The sequence below is a fragment of the Sphingobacterium siyangense genome (assembly GCF_023277505.1).
In the GTDB taxonomy this organism is placed as follows: Bacteria; Bacteroidota; Bacteroidia; order Sphingobacteriales; family Sphingobacteriaceae; genus Sphingobacterium; species Sphingobacterium siyangense.
This window is the reverse complement of record NZ_CP080574.1, coordinates 4,532,186-4,552,783: the sequence shown is the minus strand read 5'-3', so window position 1 is coordinate 4,552,783 and position 20,598 is coordinate 4,532,186. Positions and strand designations below refer to the sequence as shown.

Annotated in this window: 12 protein-coding genes; 5 read left to right on the top strand and 7 right to left on the bottom strand. The window is 44.5% G+C overall.

Annotated features, from left to right (window positions below; genetic code table 11):
- Positions 1-83: 83 nt before the first annotated feature.
- Genes K2F45_RS19155 through K2F45_RS19135 form a run of 5 tightly spaced genes read left to right on the top strand, consistent with a single transcriptional unit; the run spans position 84 to position 8,445 of the window.
- Complete coding sequence (locus K2F45_RS19155; protein WP_248932087.1) at positions 84-3,455, top strand: SusC/RagA family TonB-linked outer membrane protein; 3,372 nt, start codon at positions 84-86, stop codon at positions 3,453-3,455.
- A gap of 43 nt (positions 3,456-3,498) precedes the next feature.
- Entirely contained in the window at positions 3,499-4,992 is a 1,494-nt protein-coding gene (locus K2F45_RS19150) for a RagB/SusD family nutrient uptake outer membrane protein (protein ID WP_248932086.1), read from the top strand.
- A gap of 12 nt (positions 4,993-5,004) precedes the next feature.
- Positions 5,005-5,817: a DUF4843 domain-containing protein gene (locus K2F45_RS19145; protein WP_248932085.1), complete on the top strand. Its 813-nt coding sequence runs from the start codon at positions 5,005-5,007 to the stop codon at positions 5,815-5,817.
- Positions 5,818-7,269: a PKD-like family lipoprotein gene (locus K2F45_RS19140; protein ID WP_248932084.1), complete on the top strand. Its 1,452-nt coding sequence runs from the start codon at positions 5,818-5,820 to the stop codon at positions 7,267-7,269. It abuts the gene before it with no gap.
- Positions 7,270-7,302: 33 nt separating this feature from the next.
- A complete protein-coding gene (locus K2F45_RS19135; RefSeq protein ID WP_248932083.1) occupies positions 7,303-8,445 on the top strand; it encodes a TlpA disulfide reductase family protein in 1,143 nt (380 codons plus the stop codon).
- A 123-nt stretch (positions 8,446-8,568) separates the two neighbouring features.
- Here K2F45_RS19135 and K2F45_RS19130 read toward each other — a convergent pair whose 3' ends face one another.
- The 7 genes from K2F45_RS19130 to K2F45_RS19100 all read right to left on the bottom strand — a co-directional run bounded on the left by K2F45_RS19130 (position 8,569) and on the right by K2F45_RS19100 (position 20,591).
- The gene (locus K2F45_RS19130) at positions 8,569-9,420 is read right to left on the bottom strand and encodes a sialate O-acetylesterase (RefSeq protein ID WP_248932082.1); all 852 of its coding nucleotides are present in this window, start codon (positions 9,418-9,420) and stop codon (positions 8,569-8,571) included.
- A gap of 71 nt (positions 9,421-9,491) precedes the next feature.
- Positions 9,492-11,222: an RICIN domain-containing protein gene (locus K2F45_RS19125; protein WP_248932081.1), complete on the bottom strand. Its 1,731-nt coding sequence runs from the start codon at positions 11,220-11,222 to the stop codon at positions 9,492-9,494.
- A gap of 30 nt (positions 11,223-11,252) precedes the next feature.
- The gene (locus tag K2F45_RS19120; protein WP_248932080.1) at positions 11,253-12,938 is read right to left on the bottom strand and encodes an endo-1,4-beta-xylanase; all 1,686 of its coding nucleotides are present in this window, start codon (positions 12,936-12,938) and stop codon (positions 11,253-11,255) included.
- 23 nt (positions 12,939-12,961) lie between these two features.
- On the bottom strand, positions 12,962-13,987 hold the full coding sequence (locus K2F45_RS19115; RefSeq protein WP_145327914.1) for a DUF5627 domain-containing protein: 1,026 nt from the start codon (positions 13,985-13,987) through the stop codon (positions 12,962-12,964).
- A gap of 16 nt (positions 13,988-14,003) precedes the next feature.
- Positions 14,004-15,767 carry a RagB/SusD family nutrient uptake outer membrane protein gene (locus K2F45_RS19110; protein WP_232475574.1) on the bottom strand — a complete coding sequence of 588 codons (1,764 nt, stop codon included), beginning with the start codon at positions 15,765-15,767 and terminating at the stop codon, positions 14,004-14,006.
- Positions 15,768-15,788: 21 nt separating this feature from the next.
- Positions 15,789-18,668 carry a SusC/RagA family TonB-linked outer membrane protein gene (locus K2F45_RS19105; protein WP_075993564.1) on the bottom strand — a complete coding sequence of 960 codons (2,880 nt, stop codon included), beginning with the start codon at positions 18,666-18,668 and terminating at the stop codon, positions 15,789-15,791.
- Between the two features lie 27 nt (positions 18,669-18,695).
- Positions 18,696-20,591 carry a RagB/SusD family nutrient uptake outer membrane protein gene (locus K2F45_RS19100; RefSeq protein ID WP_248932079.1) on the bottom strand — a complete coding sequence of 632 codons (1,896 nt, stop codon included), beginning with the start codon at positions 20,589-20,591 and terminating at the stop codon, positions 18,696-18,698.
- Positions 20,592-20,598: the final 7 nt, after the last annotated feature.

The following is a 20,598-nucleotide window of genomic DNA, read 5'->3' as shown; positions in this document are numbered from 1 at the left end:
TATGAATTAACAAATTGGACAGTGGATCCTTTCATCTAATCAGTGGATCCTACAATCTAACCTAACTAAACTAACTAGAATTAATGAAATTAAGTTGTTTTTCACAAGCGACCAAACCCCTTTTATGGCTCGTTTTTGCTGTCTTACTCCAGCTGGGCCATAAGGTAAATGCGCAAACCGTTACCTATTCCGGGCACAATGTTCCACTGATGGATGTGCTGCAGGCGGTCAAACTTCAGACGAACTATGAGGTGCTCGGAGCCAAAAAGATATTGGAATCGGCAAAGTCAATTTCAATTAAAGCGGACAAAATGCCCCTTAAATTATTTCTTGATAAAATTTTAAGTCAGCAGGAAATCGGCTACACGATTGAATCAAAGACAATTTTCCTGGAAAGGAAAGCCAGTTCACGGAAATCCGAGCCCAAAAGCCTCCCCCAGGTAGAAAAACCATCCCAGAAGCAGATTCGTGGACAAGTCCTTGGGAAAGATCGTAAGCCGCTTTCCGACGTGAATATTTCACAGGTGGGCAATACCATCGCAGTGGTCGATAAAGATGGGCATTTTTCTTTTGTCGGTACTATGCAACCGCTTACATTCAGTAGGGTTGGCTATAAAAACTTCACGCTCGCTTTGTCCGAAAACAAGGATGAATACAGTGTAGTGATGGAAGAAGAGGCGAATGCTCTTGAGCAGGTCGTTGTAACAGGGTACCAAGTGCTAAAAAAAGATTCCTATACAGGAACGGCGATTACGAAAAGTGGCGACGAGCTGCGACAGGTAAATCCGCAAAACGTCCTCCAAGCCATGCAGGTATTCGATCCATCGTTTAAATTGCTCGACAATAATCTTGCTGGATCCAATCCCAATGCCTTGCCGAATATCAATGTGCGCGGATCTTCATCTTTGCCTACTGGCGGGAACGAAGTGCTGCGAAGGGATAATATCACTACAACTATCAATATGCCGGCTTTTATATTAAACGGTTTCGAAGTGAGTGTACAGAAGGTTCTCGATCTGGATATGACCCGTATTGAAAGTGTCACGATCTTGAAAGACGCTGCTGCTACAGCCATTTATGGCTCGAGAGCGGCCAATGGTGTGATGGTAATAACGACTAAGATGCCCAGGGACGGGAAATTGCAATTGACCTATACGCATGAGAGCAATATAAATATGCCGGATTTGACAGGATACGATGTATTGCATGCTGCTGATAAATTGGCCTATGAAAAACTGGCTGGGCTGTATGATGCAACAATTCAGCGCCAACCACAGGATGCATTGGATGAGCTGTATTATCAGAAACTAGCAAATGTGCTTGGCGGTGTTGACACCTATTGGCTGTCACAGCCAGTACGGACCGCGGTCGGACAAAAGCATGGTCTCTATCTAGAAGGTGGGTCGGAAAGTTTCCGCTATGGCGTAGACATGCGTTATCAGACCAGACCCGGTGTGATGAAGGGATCGGGAAGAAATCAATATTCGGGCGGGCTAAACTTTAGTTATAACCTAAAGGATAAATTTAGATTTCAGAATGAGCTTGCCGTAACCGTGGTAGACGGGCGTGAATCGCCCTATGGAAATTTTGCGGATTATGTAAGAATGAATCCTTACTACCGCATGACAGATGATCAGGGCAATATTATACAGGAGGCGGATGTATGGACAAGGGTTGCAAACTCAGGTAGTGCACAACGGGAATACGTCTTGAATCCACTCTATAATGCGACATTGAATAGCTTCAATAAATTGGGCTATACCGAACTGCTGAACAATTTTTCGGGGGATTTTGACCTGAGTAATGGGCTGCGCCTTCGGGGACAGGTAAGTTTGTTGAAACGTTTGAATACCGATGATAATTTCCGCTCGCCCTTAGCCAATGACTTTTATTTCTATCCTACGGCACAAACAGACGAAAAGGGTAGTTATACCAGTTATACAAACAATGAATTGTACTGGGATGCAAACATACGTCTCAATTGGATGCGTACGATTGATAAACATAGCTTCAATGTGGTGGGGGGAACCAATATACGGACAGAAAGCTATGACGAGCGTTCATTTCAAGCGATCGGATTTCCGAATGATCGGTTTACAAGTGTAGGATTTGCCAAGGGATATGCTGAGAATGCAAGTCCGTCGAGCAGTTTGGGTGCCTCCAGGTTGTTTGGAGCTTTTTTAAGTGCTAACTATTCCTATGATAACCGCTATCTGATGGATGCAACAGTCCGAATCGATGGCTCCTCAAAATTTGGGGCAAATAAGCGCACCGCACCATTTTGGTCGACTGGTATCGGCTGGAATATGCACAAGGAGAAATGGTTCGCCAACGATGTTGTCAGCCAGCTGCGGCTGCGTGCAACACTGGGGCTGACGGGATCTGTGCAGTTCGATCCTTACATGTCGCGGACAACCTATAGTTACGATAAAAGCAATTGGTACTCATCGGGGCTGGGAAGTATCGTGCGTAACTATGGCAATGAAAACCTGACCTGGCAAAAGACCCAAAGTACCGATGTTGGTCTTGATCTAGGCCTTTGGCACGATCGTCTGACCCTTTCGCCACGCTACTACCATAAGATAACCCGTGATATCTTGGCTGATATTAACCTGGCACCTTCTACCGGATTTAGCTCTTATAAAGAAAACCTGGGGGACCTTGAAAATAAAGGATTTGAGCTCAATGCCAATTGGATTGCCCTTAAAAATGAAAAATGGACTCTGAGTCTATTGGCGAATTTGGTGCGGAACAGAAATAAAATCGTCCGTATTTCAAACGCATTGAAGAGCTACAACGAACGTGTCGACGAAGCTCAGCAGGGAACTGATTTAATGGCTGTTCCTTTGCTTCGTTATAAAGAAGGGCAATCCCTCGACGCTATCTATGCCGTTCCTTCTTTGGGTATCGATCCCGAGAATGGAAAGGAAGTTTTTATTAAAAAAGACGGGACGTTGTCGTATGACTGGGATGCAAGGGATATTGATGTCGTTGGGTTAGCTACTCCAACAATGGAAGGATTTTTCGGAGGGACACTTCGCTATAAGCAATTTATGATGGTCGCTTATTTCCAAACGCGGATAGGAGGTAAAACCTATAACCAAACCTTGGTAGACCGTGTCGAAAATGCCGATCCACGCTACAATGTGGATAGCAGGGTTCTGGAGGAAAAATGGAAAAATCCTGGCGATGTTACCTTTTACAAAAGTATTCAGGATTTGGGACAGACAAGAGTGTCCTCGCGTTTTATTATGCCGGACAACTTATTTGCCCTACAGTCTCTTAATCTTTCTTATGATGCAGGGAAAGCGCTGTCGAAAAAATTGGCGCTGTCAAGCCTGCGTGTCGGCCTTGTTGCAAATGATATCTTTCGTTGGTCTTCGGTGAAAGTGGAACGTGGAATTACGTATCCATTTGCCCGAAGTGTGACTTTTACCCTACAGGCAGGATTATAAAAGATGGTAAATCCCATCCGAAGGATGGAAAAAATATGTACAGATGAAGAATTTAACTATAGTTTTAATACTGTTCACAGCCCTGAGTACGCTTTCTTGCTCCAAGTGGCTCGATATACAACCAGAAAGCGAAATTGACAAATCAGTTCTCTTCTCCACCGAAGATGGTTTCAAGGAAGCCCTGATTGGGGTATATACGCGATGTGCAAAAGACGATCTCTATGGTAAGGAGCTAACCATTGGAACACCGGAGGTATTGGTCCAGAACTATGCATTATCAAGCAATGATCCGTTGCGTTATCAGCAGACAAAGTTGTTTAAATTTAATGACGGTAATTTTATTGGCCGAAAGGACAATATATGGAAAGGTCTATACAATGGTATTGTTAATACCAATCTGATACTCGAGGAAATCGACCGTAAAAAACAATTGTTTACGGGAAGCAATTATCAATTGATCAAAGGTGAGTCGCTGGCTTTGAGAGCATATCTGCATTTTGATGCCTTGCGCCTATTTGGTCCGGCTCCGGTTGTAAATAACAAAATTGAAGCCATTCCATATGTAACGACCTATTCAAATAAGTCTACCAAATTGTCCACAGTGTCCCAACTATTGGATTCGGTAATCGGAGATCTGGAAGAAGCCAAAGAATTGCTGAAAGTTGACCCCATCCGCCTGAAATCCTATGTGGTTGGTTATCCCACTGTCGGTGACACGTTGAAAAATTCGGAGCTACAGGACAAGAGCCTCTTTTTACAGAATAGAAGGCACCGGCTTAACTATTATGCTGTGTGTGGACTGCTGGCACGCACCTATCTCTACAGCGGAGACAAAGTAAAGGCATTGCTGAACGCACTTGAAGTGATTGATGCCAAAAAATTTCCATGGACCAATGCCACTGATTTCCTTGCTGTCGATGCGGATAAAAAGGATCGGATTTTCTATAAAGAACTGTTGTTTGCCTGGTATATCCCGGCTATGAACAACACCTATAACAATGACTGGTTTCAGGACAACAACAGCGCGATCTATTTGGATCAGGATGAGGCAAAAACCATTTACGAAGTTGCAGGAGCCGGTGGCGGTGACATGCGCTATACTCAATGGTTTGGAACAGTAAGCGTTGGAAATTCCTTTATATCATCTATTCACAAATATCGCCGGAATACGTTGGGTGACAGTTTTGCCGCCAATCTTCATTATTTGGTAGCTCCGGCGATCCGCTTGAGTGAAATCTACTATATCGCCGCCGAATGTAGCTACGAAACAGCACCCGCTCAGGCTGCAGCATGGCTTGACGAGGTCCGTGAACATCGAGGCATTGGTCAGAAAGTGGATATTTCGACAAACGCCAAACTCCGAACCGAACTACTGAAAGAATATCGGAAAGAAATGTTTGCCGAAGGACAATTGTTTTTTGCGTATAAACGGCTCAATGAACCAATTGTCGGACAGCAAGGCACTACAATTCCGGCCAGTCAACAAATTTATGTATGGCCGTTGCCGGATGATGAAATTATCTATGGACAACGGTAAATTGTAACCAAAATGAAAAAAGATACTTTATTACTTCTGCTATTGCTACTACCACTGCTGATGTTGTGTTCTTGCAAAAAGGCAGTTTTAGCGACCTACGACAGGTCGGCAAATGTTTATTTTGATTTGAGCGACGCTGATCGGGATAGCATTGTATATACTTTTGCCTACGATATGACCAAGGCGCAGGATACCATTTTTGTTCCTGTCAAAATAATGGGATATCGTGACCAGCACACTCGGCATTTTGAGACTTTCGTGGAAAAAGATTCATCAACGGCGCGTGCAGACCTGCACTATGATCCGTTGAAATCAGAATATCCATTGGAAAGTAATGCCGGTCGGGCCTTTATGCCTATCGTTGTGCATAATATAAGCGCGCTTGAAAGTCAATCTGTATCACTGCTCGTAAAACTTAAGGCTAGTGATGACTTTGGGGTTGAAAACCCAACACTGATACGGGCGCGAATTATTATTTCGGCCCAATTGGAACAGCCTGCCTGGTGGACCATGTGGCTCGATAATTATTCGCGGGTAAAACATCAGCTCTTCCTAATTGTCACCGAACAACGTTCGCTTTCGACGGTCGGGCTCGATGCACCCAAAAATCTCTACTTTGCAAATCTCTTGCTCATGATGCTCAACGATCCATTTAAATGGGTCAAGGATCATCCAGAAAAAAATTACGTGCTGAGCAGCAACGATAATGGACAGACCTACCAATTCTATCATGTGGACAATCCAAACCGAAGCATCTTATTAAAGAAAAATAGCGCTTCGGGTAAGTATTATTTTATAGATGAATCAGGAAAGGAAGTCAGATAGATGAAAAGAAATTTAAACAGATTGAGAGCAATACTATTTTTTGCTATTGTGTCTTTAACCCTATTGGCTTTCGAAAGCTGTTATAAGGACAAGGGAAATTATGCCATCGATATGCCTGATGGGCCGCAGATCTCAGGGTTAGATACTTTGTATGAAGCATCGGTGGGGGACAGCCTTATTATAACCCCAAAAATTACCGGCATCGATGCGGCTTCAGTGAAATGTAACTGGCGAATCGATGTGCCAGAGGCACTCGTGCCCGAAGCTAACCACTACGAAGGTCCCGCGCTGCGTATCGTTTTTGGGCTTCAGGCCAAAAGATATACGGCGCGCCTTACGGTGACCAATACGGGTAACGGGATGAAATATTTCTATAATTTTAAGATCCAGGGAACGACAGCTTTTTCGCGTGGGTCACTTGTGTTATCTGTCGAAAACGGGGTTAGTAAACTCTCGTTTATAAAGCCCGATAATATTGTACAGTCCAATATTTATGAGGCGATCAACGGCGAACCATTACCGGTGGATCCTATGCATATCCATTACTTAAAAAACCAGTTTACGGGAAATACCCCCTTGGGTTACTGGATTATATCAAAACAGGCCGGCGTGCGTCTAGATGTAAACAATCTTGTTAAGGAGGCGGTAAAACCCGGTACCCTGCACGATAACTTTTTTTTGGCACCGTCAACGATTGCTGTGGGAAGTTTGTTCGCCCATCCTCAAGGGGTAATGATGGGGGTGATCAATGACAAATTTTATGGGGGAACTACAAACACCTGGGATCAATCGAACACCTACGGCATGTTTGGGACTTATGCGGATGGGGACTACGCGTTAGCACCAGAAGTAGTATTGACAACAGTAGACAATAATTATAGCGTAATCGCTTTCGAAAAAAATAAAAAGCAGTTTGTCCGAATCAATATTTACGGCAGCCCTATGTATTTTGGTACCCAGTATAGTCCCGTCAATACTGAAATTTTTGATCCAACACAGGTAGGCATGGATCTGATCAAAATGGTGCAGATCAATAATACGGATACCTATGCTTATACGAAGGACGGGAGTGGTCATATTTATGAATTGAAGTTCAATGCAAATTTTAATGGACCATTTATGATCACCGCAATACATAAGAAGATCTTTATAAAACAAGAATGGATCAATGCGGAAACAAAGTTGGTGGCGACCCGAAATGGGTATATTTATGTGGCCTACAAAAATCAGATATTTCGCTACAACCCGCTCAATCAGCAAGTCGATCTATTAAAAACAACCGTCAAATCGAATATAAGCATGCTCAAATTAGAGGACGATGAGAATATCCTGATTGCTGGGGCAGAAGGAGCGCTGTATTATATGGATATCCGTGTTGGGAAAAATGGCGAGTTGCTCAAAACAATTGAGGGTCTTCCAGGAAATCCTGTGGACATGACTTGGCGTAAGTAATAAGGAATAAAAATAAAATCTAATCATATAAACATGAAAAATTTAAAAATAGTTGCCTTAGCACTAGCATTTTTACCCATGGCATCATTTGCGCAGCAAGCAAATTTCCAGATCAATGGAAGTGCACCAGAAGCTTTCAATGGTAAAAAAGTGTATTTGGATTATACAAAAGATGGATTTCCGGCATCGGATTCGTCGGCTATTGTGAATGGCAAGTTTAGTTTCAAAGGAATAGTAGAGGAGCCGTCTTACTCCAGAATGGTTTTTGATCAAGATGGTAAGGGTAAATTGATCGCACAGAATATTGGCGACCGTTTATACTTCTATTTAGGCAATGAAAATTATAACATTACCATCAGAGATTCGCTGCGTACCGCTTCCATAAAAGGGTCGCCGTTGCATAACGCATATGTCGCTTATTTAAATGAAATTGGTGGTGGTTTCATGGATATCATTGATGCGGGGAATAAGGCCTTTGCGGCCGTAAAGCAAGATGCTCCCGATGCCAGCGAGCAGTATAAGGCTATTCATGAAAAGTTTGAGGCGCGTTTTGAAGCCCGCCGGGTAAAAGAGCTTGCATTTGCTGCCAAAAATCCCAATTCAATATTTGCGGTGGACGCCCTTATTGATGCGGCCAACAAACGAAAGCTCAGTGAGATCGAACCTTTGTTTTTGAAGCTGTCCAAAGAAGTGCGTCAAATGACCAATGCGCGACAGTTGGAAGCGCGTTTTCTAGCGGAGAGAAGTGTAAAAATCGGCAATAAGGCACCCGATTTTTCCCAGCCGGATACGGAAGGGAAAATGATCAGAGTATCCGATTTTAAAGGCCAGTATGTGCTTATCGACTTTTGGGCAAGCTGGTGTAGTCCTTGCCGTGCTGAAAACCCCAACTTATTAAAGGCCTATAACAAATACAAAAGTAAAGGATTGGAGGTCCTTGCAGTGTCGCTAGATGATACCAAAGGAAAAAATGCCTGGTTAAAAGCCATCAAAGATGATGGTTTGCCATGGATCCATGTCGCAGATCTAAAAGGCTGGAGCAATGAGGCTGCGGTATTGTATGGCGTACGTGCGGTACCACAAAATTATTTAGTGGATCCTAAAGGAAACATTGTCGCTATCAATATAAAAGGTGAACTGTTACACCAGGAGTTGGCCAAAATTTTTGGAAATTAATGATCGAGCGTTTTGTTATCTCTTTTAAAGATAACGAAGGAAATTATAAGAAAAGAACGGTTTAGTGATTCGGGCGGCTAGCTGCTTGTCATTCAAAGCTAGGGATTGACTCCCTAGCTTTTTTTATTTTTTTATTTTCGTCAGCAATTTAAGCATGCTTGCCGCATAATTTTTACCCAGCTGCCGGTATCCGGCAGGACTGAAGTGTAGTCCATCGCCGATACCCTGGCAACCCGCAGAAGAAATGATACGGGCAGTTGGGATAGTAGCGGGCAATGTTTGGATGATACTGTTCATACTTGCGCATTTACCCCCTGCTTCGGCCGATAGGAGTTCACCAGCAAGTAGGGGTACATCTTCGGCGTTCAGGTGCAAATCGTGCAAGAGGCTTTCATAGACTTTTTTTACTTTATTGGGCCATTCGCGATCGCCGGTATTGGATTCCCCCTGATGAAGTAAAATACCTTTGATAATACCTTTCTGCTGTGCCATCTTGGCCAGGACGAGGAGCCTTTCATAAGGATTATTGTCATAAGCTGCAAGCATGGATTTCATCCATTCGGGTGCCTTTGCGACATAGCTTGCCGTGCTATCTTGATCAAATAATTGAATATGGCAACCACCTACCGAAACGTTGATGACTCCGATCTCGATATTTTTGGGAAGCTTTTCTACAAGCGTTCTGCCAAAATAATCTGCAGGTGTAAGGCCTGTGTGGCAACGCGTGAGTGGTGCCCGGGCAGGATACCACTTACCGTACTGCCGTCCCAATTCGGGGCAATCTACTGCCGCTAGCACATGAAACCGGCTGTTGGTGATGGTGTCCTGAGGTTCGAATTGTCCATGTCCCTCCATATTGGATTGTCCTAAACAAAGGTAGATATGGAAGTTCTTGTCTTGGGCAAAAGCTGTTGTTCCGGTAAAACAACATACCAAGAAGATCAGTAGCAGCATTTTAAATTGTGTTTGTCGCATCGTGAAGCTTTTTATGTTTTTAAAATTAACCTATTTCGCGGTAAGTATGGCTTACCGCGAAAAGATAGTGTTTAGTTCATGGCAATAAATTTGAACTTAAATAATTGACAGGAGGTACCATAGTAATCCCAAAGCTGAAGATTGGAATTGCCGTCCATGGTACAGTTGGGTACATCCCAACCGCGTGTAGCATCTACCTTTGAGGTAATTTTGTAATAGCCATTGGCTACAGCAGTTACCTTCCAGGCCTGAGCATCATTGCTATAGTTCTGCCAAAGCCGGATGGCAGTTCCAAGCGCATTGCTATTACTCGTCAGATCAATGCAGCGATTGCTTGCACTTGCTTTTGAAACAAAGCGCCAGTATCCGTTACCGGCATCTATAGCGACCCAGCGCTGTGCATTTGCGCCATTTCTGGTCCACGGTCTGAGCACTGCACCGTTGGCATCTTCACCTGATTTTAAATCAAGTACCTTGTTGGCATCGGTCTGGAATTCGATTTCGTAAATGCCATTATTGACCAGACTAGTAACTGTACAGTTAGACATGGGGTAATTGGAGGCAGCATACTGCTGAAACCACTGTTTAGCGGGAGCAGCACAGGCTTCCCAATCATTGTTAAAAGCTGTCCCAGCGTTGGGATCCCCTTTGTGGAGCAGATCGTCGGGGGCGAGAAGGTTCCAGCTTACATTGCCGGACTGATCCACAATATATTTTAAATTTGCACCAAAACCGTTTCCGCCGGCGGTACCGGTTGATCCCGTACCAAATGTGCCATATCCCTGTGGAGCCCAGTCTGTCTCTGTAATGGCAATGGGAGCAATGTCTGCAATAGGTTTAACATTGGTATTCCAGGCATTTTGAAAAGCTTGATAGGTATTGACACCACCCCAATACCCGGGGTAGATATGTACTGCATAGCCAATGTTGCCACCCGTAATCGGATTATTGACATAGCCTTGATAATGGGACTGCCAGCCAGTTCCTGGTATCCAGCATACATTGTTGGCACCGTTATTACGGATGATATTGACCAAGGGCTGAAAGAAATTTTTCAACGCAGCAAAATGCTCGTTGCCGGTCGTCCCCCAGTTGCCATTTGTTCCCAGAATCTCAACGGGTTCGTTAGCCAATTCAAACATCACATTGTCAGCATTCTTTAGTGATGGGTGCTGCGATAGGAAAGTCCATACGGTCTTAAGATAGGTATGATAGGCATCATTGACTGCGATACGGTGTGGACATACGCCAGGAGGACGCAAGATCACATACATGCCCCGGCTGCGGGCATGGTTGATTACTGGAATAATGACCTGATCAGTATAGGTAACCAAGCGATTATAGTTAAATCTTGAGATGTCGTCTTCAGGAATAGGAGCGCCTGGATCATTGGTCCAATACGGATCGATGTGCAGACGGATATAATTGAGATACCAACCGTCGGCCGCGCTGCTGAGTTTGTCAATGACTGCTTTATTGTAATTGAGCGCACCCTGAACATTGTAATTATCCCAGGTGCAGTAACCGGAGTTGGCACCATACTGGCAGCCATTGAACCAAGGGCTGGGTGTAATGGCCACTCCATGCAGGACAATATTGTTGTCACAGGGATCTTTGAGGTACTTCCCGCCTACATGTAAGGTTGGTGTCGTTCGTGGCCAACCTGTAACGGCTTGGGCGGAAACATTGGATTTAAGACTTCTTTCGGATTCGCTGGTCAAGGTTTTTTCTTCCAGCCGCGAGCAGCTGGAAAGAAAAACTAAGAAAAAGACCAGAAGTAACCACATTTTGTTTGTTCTCATAATTTAAATATAAAAGGGTGATTAATGATCTTATTTTTTAGCTAACAATGCCTCAGCAACCGCCTGATAGGCTGGCTTTCGAACGAATCCTTCGGTCCATAAACCGATGGGTTCCCCACGTCTCCAGAATGAATTCTCTTGGTCCGGACTGTCCAGTGGGCTCCATATGGTAATACCATATTGCTTATCCTTGGGAATGATCTCAAGATATTTTTGAACGACAAATTTGTACATGTCGGCCTGCTGCTGATACATTTCAGTCGTTGCATTGCTAGTCTTTATGCCATTTCCCAAACCAATATCGAGCTCAGACACTTTGATCAGCTTGCCGGTGGCGGCCAATAGGTTAAACATACTGACGATATTGTCTTTGCTTGTGTTGATGTCGATGTGCATCTGGGTACCGATTCCATCCACTTTGGCCCCTTTGCTTTCGACGTAGCTGACATAGGCGATCAGCCCTTTACATTTGTTGTCACTGCCTTCCAAGCCATAGTCATTGATGAATAGGAGATCATTGGCATTACCATATTTGCGGGCAAACTGGAAGGCTTTTACGGCATAATCTTTACCCAAGTAATCCTGCCAGTAGAATTCATCATCCGCCAGATCGGTTTTGCCCACTCCCGTCTTTAGGGCATATTGGTCGGGCCAGTCGGACATCGGTTCGTTGACTACGTCCCAAGCCTTGATGTAGCCTTTGGTTTTCTCAAGCATGCCGGCAATAAATGTCTCCAGTGCTTTCGCGAGAATGGCTTCTTTCTCGGCAGGGGTTTTCTCGATCGTGCTGCCCCCAGGGCTCCCATAACCTTCGCCATTGGCGGACTGCGTTCGGGAGGAATTGTTTCCCCAGCCAAACCAGCCATCAATATTGCTTTCAAAATCACTGTTGGCAATGAGGCTTGCCGAACTGCCTGTTTTTGTCAGCACAACCTTGTCGATGAAGATGGTACCATCGTATTGACCAAAATTGATGATAAAACGGTTACGCGCGGCAGTTGCGGTCACTTTGAGTTCGTATTCTTTGTAGCTTGTTGTTAATGCCAATGAACCCATATTGTCGCCCGTATAATTGGAGGTGCTCTGCAGATCGATACCAATGTTGCCCGCTTTGCTGCCCCGGGCTACAATCTTCAATACATATTCTTTCCCTATTTCCGTGGGGTTAATGTCTGTGGCTGTCTGTGCTTCCCAGGCATTGACAACAGTGGGATTGCTCATTTTTAATGCATGTCCCGCTAGAGCTGGTCCTCCAGAACCTGGTATTACCACAGGAGCGATTAACTTATTCAGGTAGGCGGCATTCTGTCCCGAATGCCAGCACAGCGTGTGGCCATACAGTGCCATGTTGTTTTCCTGTGCAGCTGTGATCAGCTGTTCTACACGAGATAGATTCAGGCTTCCGTCGGCTTGCACAATGGAACCATGCTTCATTTCATAGCCCATCACCATTTCTTCGAAATTGCGGTTAGCCAAGCGGTAGAGTACTCCTTTGTTAAAATAATCGTTCATATTGAGCGCAACACCGAGCTTAAATCCGGGGTTGCCTTGCTTATCCAGATAACTTTTTAATGGGTTGTAGGCATTTATATCTTCCTGCGTCAGTACTTTCTCCGGTTTATCGACGGCGTAATCCAGTGGTTGATATTTGGAACAGGAACTCCAGGCGGTGCCGAGCGAAAGTAGGATGACGATAGTTTTATTGATTTTTTTCATCGTTGTTCGTTATAGAATTGATACTACTTTTTGATGGGTGTAAATGTTTCCATTTTTACAGATCTGTCCCGCATCACGAGGGTATCCTTGCTGGTGACACTCATTTGTGTCATATCGATCGTGTAGGAAAGATAAAGTGCATCTCTGTCTGCATTGCCCCAGCTGTTTTTTTCGCCCCGTTTGACAAACTTACCGGTTCCTGTAGCGGAGATGCCAGCACTTGCCGAGCTAATGCTACAATTGTTGTCGTCATCAAAAGTTAAGTTCAGATTGACATTGATATTGACATCATCAGCTCCTTTAAAAGAAAGAGGCAAGATCGATTTCTTTAGCGCTGCTGTCGTGACGCTTTTGACTTCGTCTTTTTCTACATAAGCCTGATGTCTGACGATATTTTTTGTCAAGCTGTTATTGGCACCTTTGCCGACAATTTGGTCGGTACCCCGACGCAGGTAATTGCCGTGCCAGGGATTGATATATTTGAGTGCATAAAAGGTAAAATCTTTTGGTGCGACATCCCAATCGGATACAATAGCCCTATTGGCAGCCTGTAGCGAAGTTTTACCGGAGAGGATGGAATCGGCGTTAACCACTTTTGTCATCCTTAGAGGAAGTACGTAATAGGTTTCCAAGGATTTTGGGTCGGCAAAAAATGCGTCAGTCAGCTGTACTTCAACACCACCTGTGAGACTACCACTTGGGATATTGATCTGATTGCTAGCAAGCTGATAGTAATTGTTGGGTAATGCGGTAACTGTCTGCCCGTTTGGATAGCTAAGGCCATTCGTAAGGCTGTTGTCGACAACAAAATCGATACGGATGTCTTTTCCATTGTTGTATACTCCTCCAGTGGTTGCCATGACTTTCACCTTATGCTGGTTGTCGAGACTGTTGTCAAAAATGTCTTCGCCTAGGGTTACCGTTCTGACTGGTGTCTGATAGGCGAAGTATACCGATTGAAATTCGAAATCTGGGAACTCCCAGTCGTTATTTTTGCAAGACGCCAGGCTTACCAAAGCCATGGCGTAAAGAAGATTGATCTTTTTCATTATGCGTGTATTAATGTTAATTCCATCCCGTATTCTGTACAAGATTGCTGTATTTGAGTACTTCACTGTACGGGATCGGACCGTAGTACATAAAGTTTTCATAAAGTCTATTCTCTACCGGAATCTCGGTATAGCTGTTGTTGCTTATACTGATTCCTTTTGCAGCAACGTTGATATCCAACTTCCAGCGACGCAGGTCCCAAAACCGAAACCCTTCAAAACAAAGTTCTAGTCTCCGCTCATTGCGGATCAGCTGCCGCATTTGCTCTTTGTTGTTTTTTACCTGTTCTAGGTAAGGATCGCCATTGTTGGCTCCTACACCCGCCCGTCTGCGAATAGCCTTGATGATGTCGTAGGCCGAGAAGGTAAAAGTACCCATGCCAGTAGGCCCCCAGGCCTCATTTGCGGCTTCGGCATAGGCCAGATACATTTCTGTCATCCGTATACGTGTATTGAAATGCATTTGTTGTGTAGAAGATGAAGGGTTGAGGTTTACATCTTGGCGCAGCAGCTTTTTCAGGTAATAGCCCGTCCGAGTAGATGTCTCGACCTTATTTAACCCATCGTTTGTTGGACTATTGGCAGCGGTATTGATAGCCGTGTTGCTTACGCCTGCCGTGGCACCATTGACAATAATGTAAGTCTTCAATCGGGGATCCCGCTTGTCGTACGGATTGGTTTTATTGTAAGCCGAATTGGCATCGTCAATGGGATAGCCATTTTCCATGGGAAAGGCATCGACCAGATTCTGTGTAGGATTGAGACGTCCTCTGCCAAACAATGTTGGCGGAAAATGGTCCTGTTCCATGCTGTTGCTATTTCCTTTGTCGGTGCGCCAAAGTATTTCGGCCGGATTGGATCCGGAGGTTAAGCCATCGACCACATCTTTATTGTACCAGGTGAATCCTTTCGGATCGATACCACTTGGTCCGCCTTTGGCCTGGATGACCTGCCCCGCATAGGTGGCGGCTTGCTCCCAGGTTGTTTTGCTGCCCTCGCTGTATGCCGGACTTGCCGCCATTAACGCTGCTCGGGCACGAATTGCCTGCGCGATGCGCTTGGTCATGCGGAGTTTGAAATAGGCTCCAAATACACGGTTGTAGTCGTCTTTATTGATTGTGCCTGCGTATTTGACCGGAACTTGACTGTCTGCACTGATGTCTTCATAATCCATAGGCAACAGGTCTTCTGCATTTTTGATGTCATCGTAAAGTTGCTGCATGCAGGCTTCGAACGGTGCACGACTGTGGTTAAAATCCGAATTGACATCTTCGGGAGTCAGCAGGATAGGCACACCAAGTATCTCACCGGTACTCGACTTTCCGGCATGGGATTGCAACAGGTGAAACATAAATAGTGCCCGGAGACCATAAGCTTCACCTTTCATGCGATCGTTAAACATCGTACTGACCTTGGGATCCAAGGCCCATTCTACTTTATCACTTAGGGATAAAAAATTGTTGAGGTACTGTATGGCTGCATAGCTATTGCGCCATTGGTCGAAAGGATTGTTGATGCTTGTCCATTGTCCGGTTGCTGTTTTAAGGTAAGTATTGCTTTTATCGTTGCTCACAGCATTGTCTGTGGCGACATCATCAAAGCTATAGCTATTAGCCGGAACCCGGTTGTATCCATTTAAAAGTAGCCCTTGTGCGTAAAGGGGGCGACTATTGGCTGTTTCAATTTCAAGATTATTTTCAAGAGCCGGCTCAAACATATCTTCACAGGAAGAAAATAGTAAGCTGCTTAGGATGGCTATGGTTAGTATTCTTTTCATCATTCTCGTCTTAGATAGTAAAGATTAAAATAGTGCCTTCAGTCCGATGTTGAAAAAACGCATTTGTGGTGCTTGTCCAATATTCAATTGCATCGTTTCCTTTTCTTTGGCAATGGTCAGTAGGTTGGATCCCGTGGCATAAATCCCCAGTTCGTGTATAAACTTAGCATTGAATAGACGCTTTGGGAAATCGTAAGACAGCTGCACTTTGGATAGGTTGATGCGATCGGTCTTGTAAAGCCAAAAGTCTGAGCTTCGAAAGTTGTTGTCACTGTTAAAGGTGGTAAGGCGCGGATAAGTTGCGGTCTCCTTGGTCGACTCTGTCCAGCGGTCACGTACGACCACTGAATATTTATCTTCCGCATCTACCCAAAAGTAAGAACTGTTTTTCATCGCTTTGGCTCCGAACTGTCCCGTTGCCGCGGCAAATAATGTGAAATTATTCCATTTGACTGTCAGGTTGCAACCTAATGTCAGTGGGGCACCGGCCCATCCGCCTTTGCCTAAGTATACCTCGTCGCGGGTATCGATGGTACCATCACCATTCTGATCTTTATACTTGATATCCCCAGGCTTGACTTCTCCAAATGTTGAAAAGGCAGCTTGGTCAATTTCACTTTGACTGTTATAAAAACCATCATGCTGTAAGCCCCAGATGGCGTCTAGTGGTTTTCCGGCTCTGTTTTGGTAAGCAAATTCATAGAGTTCGTCCCTTTTTACCGCCTTGGTCGTATAGTACATCCCATTGAAACCCAGTGATACGAAGGTTTTGTTGATCTGTTTGTTCAGGTTGATGCCAAAGTCGACACCCCGGCGTTCGTCGTCGTTAAAATTGACATAGGGAAGGTCTGAATAAACCGGCCAGTAAGTCATAAAATACATTGGGTACTGTGTTGCCGCCTGTACCAACCCGCCGCTCATCCGATTAACAAAGTAGGACGTATTAAAGGTGATCAGGTTGTTGTAGAGCCCACCTTCGAGGTTGATATTAAATTCCTTGCGTTTCGGGAATTTCATGTTGGGGTTGTCACCCCTGCGTCTGTCAAAGGTATGGACGAGGTCACCGTCGCGCCAGCTATACCATGCTGCGTCGTTATAGGTATAATAGCCCTGATAGAGGTAATAGTCGCTAATATCCAGATCCGTGTTTAATATACCGGCCGAGGCGGATAATCTTAACTCATTGACGACTTTGCTGTCGACCAAAAAATTTTCTTTAGATAGACGCCAGGCGAGCGCTAAAGTAGGAGATAGGGCTCTTCTATTCCCTTGTGGTAATTTGGCGGAATGACTGTAAGCACTGCTAAAGTCAACATAATATTTGCTTGAATAATTGTAGCCCAACTGCAGCCCTAGGTTGGCATTGCTGGTTTTGTGGTAGCTGCCAGAGGCAGCGATCTGGAACGCATTGGCCAATAGGATTGCCGATACATGGTGGTCATTACCGTAGGTACGGTTAAAGTTTAGGGACCCATTGAGACCGATGGTCTGCCGATAGGTACTGCCACTGATATTTTGGATGCCTGAAATACGGTCGTCACCATATTTTGTGAGGCTACTGATAAGGTCTTTTCCATCATAGTTGTTCCACGATGCCTGATAAACAGCATAATTGTTGTTATAGGATTGGTTGTAATTTGACTGATAATCCACAGCCAGGTTGGTTTTGAAAACCAATCCTTCCAGGATATTTTTCAAGTCAAAATTCAAACCCGTATTAAATTGAAACTGCCGATTTAGATAGCGGTTTGTGCCGCCGGCATAAACGTTTGCAAAGGCATTGGTTTGATCCAGCTGACTTCCCCCAAGGAGATATTTGCCATCGATGAGAAAATTGCTGTTGTTGACATACACCATCGAGTTGACGTCACCTTCTTCGATCATATCAATAGGAATGAGTGGAGAGAAGCGATGTGGCCGCACGGTTGCTGCTGCACCCCAGTAGTCCGCATTTACCCCTTTGGAAATATAAAAACTGGCTGCCGCATCGACGTTCAGGGAGATCAGATCATTGACTTTCACATCGATGTTACCGCGCATATTGAATCTATTGGCGCCACCATTTTTTTTCGCCTGTCCAAAATTGAGGAGGGACCCTTCAGACCAAAATCCAAAGTTGGTATAATATTGTGCACGTTGATTTCCGCCTGAGATTTCGGCGGTGGCATCGTAGCGATTATAGTGATCTTTGATATAGTCCGATGAATAGTAATCCACGTTGGGATAACGATAAGGATTTGTTCCGGCTGCATGTTGGTAGATTGTTTCGGTACTATAGAGTGGTGATAATCCATCATTTTGTCGAGCTTCGTTATACAATGTCATATATTCTGCGGAGCCAAGATATTGTGGATAGCTCATAGCCGCATTGATACCGCTATTGGCTCTAATTTTTATCTGTTGACCTCCGGATTTTCCGCGTTTTGTCGTGATGCTAATAACGCCTTTGGCTGCTCGGCTACCATAAAGAGCGATGGCATTGGCGCCTTTCAATACACTGACCTGATCGATTTCTGTTGGCATAACGTTATTGGCATCACGCGGAAATCCGTCCACTAATACCAAATAACCACCCATACCCCAAATATTACCGTTGTATCCCGGAATAAAGGCATCTAGATTTTCCAGACTGTAGGTATTGTAACTCTTGTCGAGCAATTGTGGAACATTGATGGATTGTACATTGCCCATGAGGTCCTTCTTCTGAACTTTTCGGAAAGCGACCTGTACAAGTGTCGTACTATCGGTGCCAATACTGTCCGGACCAACAAATGTCGAGCGCTCCGGAAAAATATTTTTATGTTGTCTAATGGTTGGATTAAGTGATTCTTTCGCCATTCCTTCAGCGGTAGCTATCCAACTTAATCCAAGACATAGTGCTATTCTTAATTTTTTGTACTTCATTTTTTGAATGATTAAATGAAAAACTTGTTACCAGCCTGGGTTCTGATAGAACTCGGGATACATGTTGACATCTCTGACCTTTAGGGGCAACCAGTAATGCTTGCTTGTAAACTTCCGTTCCAAAAGCACATTTTCTTTCATGTTTACGACGCGGTTTTGGGATGGATCTACGGTGTTGAAGGTTCCTACCCGATCAAAAACAACCGATTTTTTTAAGGTGTAAGGTGATTCGGTCAACAGCAACCAGCGTCGCAGATCATTAAAACGATGACCTTCAAAAGCGAGCTCCACAGCTCGTTCCCGCCGTAATTCAGGCAACAATGCGTTCGCCGAACCTAGAAATTTGGCATCTACATGACCCACGCCAGCCCGATCCCGAACGATATTGATCGCATCAACTGCTGTTTTACCGTAATTGTCGGCTTTGCCTGTAGCTGAGTTGGAAGCCATCATGGCGGATTCGGCGTACATCAGATAGACATCAGATAAACGCATATAGGGCACGTAAATATGAAGATTGGATCCATAATTATAGGCTTGATCATATTTGTTGGCTGTTATAGGAACAAATTTACGTAACACGTAGCCTGTCTGGCTGCCAGACTGGATATCTCGATAGCTTCCATTACTGTAAAGGTTAGCGTATCGATTTTTTTCGTCCTGTGTATTTCCCTGGACGACTTTTGTTCCATCGAAAATGATGTCCTTATAAAAGCGTGGGTCGCGATCTTTCCAAGGGTATTCGGCATTGTAACCTGATTCTGCGTCAGACTGGGTAATGTCTTTGATCGGTAAACCGTTTTTCATACCATAGTAGTCGACATAATTGGCTGTTGGAATAAACTTCAATGCATCTCCGTCGGAGACGACCAGCGGAATGTACTGTTTACTGGTACCATAATTCGATACCCATGCGTCAATGTAGGGCCCTCTAAATATAGCTTCTGTACTCCCGGGCATGGCCCAATTTTGGCCTGTTGTGTAAAAATTCAAGTGGATATTGGCCATAGGAACAAGGGCGTAATTTGTCTGTCCGCTTTCGACAAGTGAAAGTAGTTCGCCAAAGGCCTGAGCTGCTTTTTTACAATAGTCAGTATGATAGGTTTTATTCCCGGTAGACTGAAAATTCATCAAAGGGCTTCCCGCCCAAAGATAATTTTTGCCAAGATAAGCAAGGGCCATGATTTTGTTGATGCGCAATTGATTTTTACCCAGGGTACGTTTTCCGGCAGTGGTATTGTCCCAGTCGATCGGCAATAGATTGGCCGCTTCTCTAAAATCGGCCGCAGCAAGATCCGCACAGGCATGGTAGCTCAATCTTGGCAACCGCAGCTTTTCGTCACTTGGAAGTACATAATTGATGTACGGCATCCCGCCAAAATATTCCATCAATCGGTGGTGAAACCAACCTCGGAAAAATAACAATTGCCCCTTGATCAGGTTCTTTTCTTCGGAGGTGGCTTCGGTTAATTTGTCGATATTTTCTAGTCCGAGGCTTACTTTTCGCAGACCAAACCAGGCCGCGCTCCATAAATCGCGGAAGGCACGGTTGGCAAATACATCCCCATTGATGGTGGTAAAATCACCCTGATCCATCCAGCCGGAGCCCCAGCCGTCGGATTCTCTTTGCCAACCCCAAAAATTACCGTTGTCGATTTTGTGAACGAAATGGTAATTGCCAGCCGTTGAGGTCATTTCATCTTCACCCCAGTTCCACGAGTTGGTCCAGTAGTTGTTGCTGAAGTTGACAACACAGCTGTATAACTCTTCTGTATAGCCCTGAAAGTTAATAAAGTTTTTAAATGCTTCTTTGGAGGACACATTGGACTGTTCTTCTTTATCCAGGTATTTTTTACACGAGAGTAGGGATGTTGAAGACCAGATCACAGTAGATATAAAGATTACCTTGAAATACTTTTTCATAGTGGTA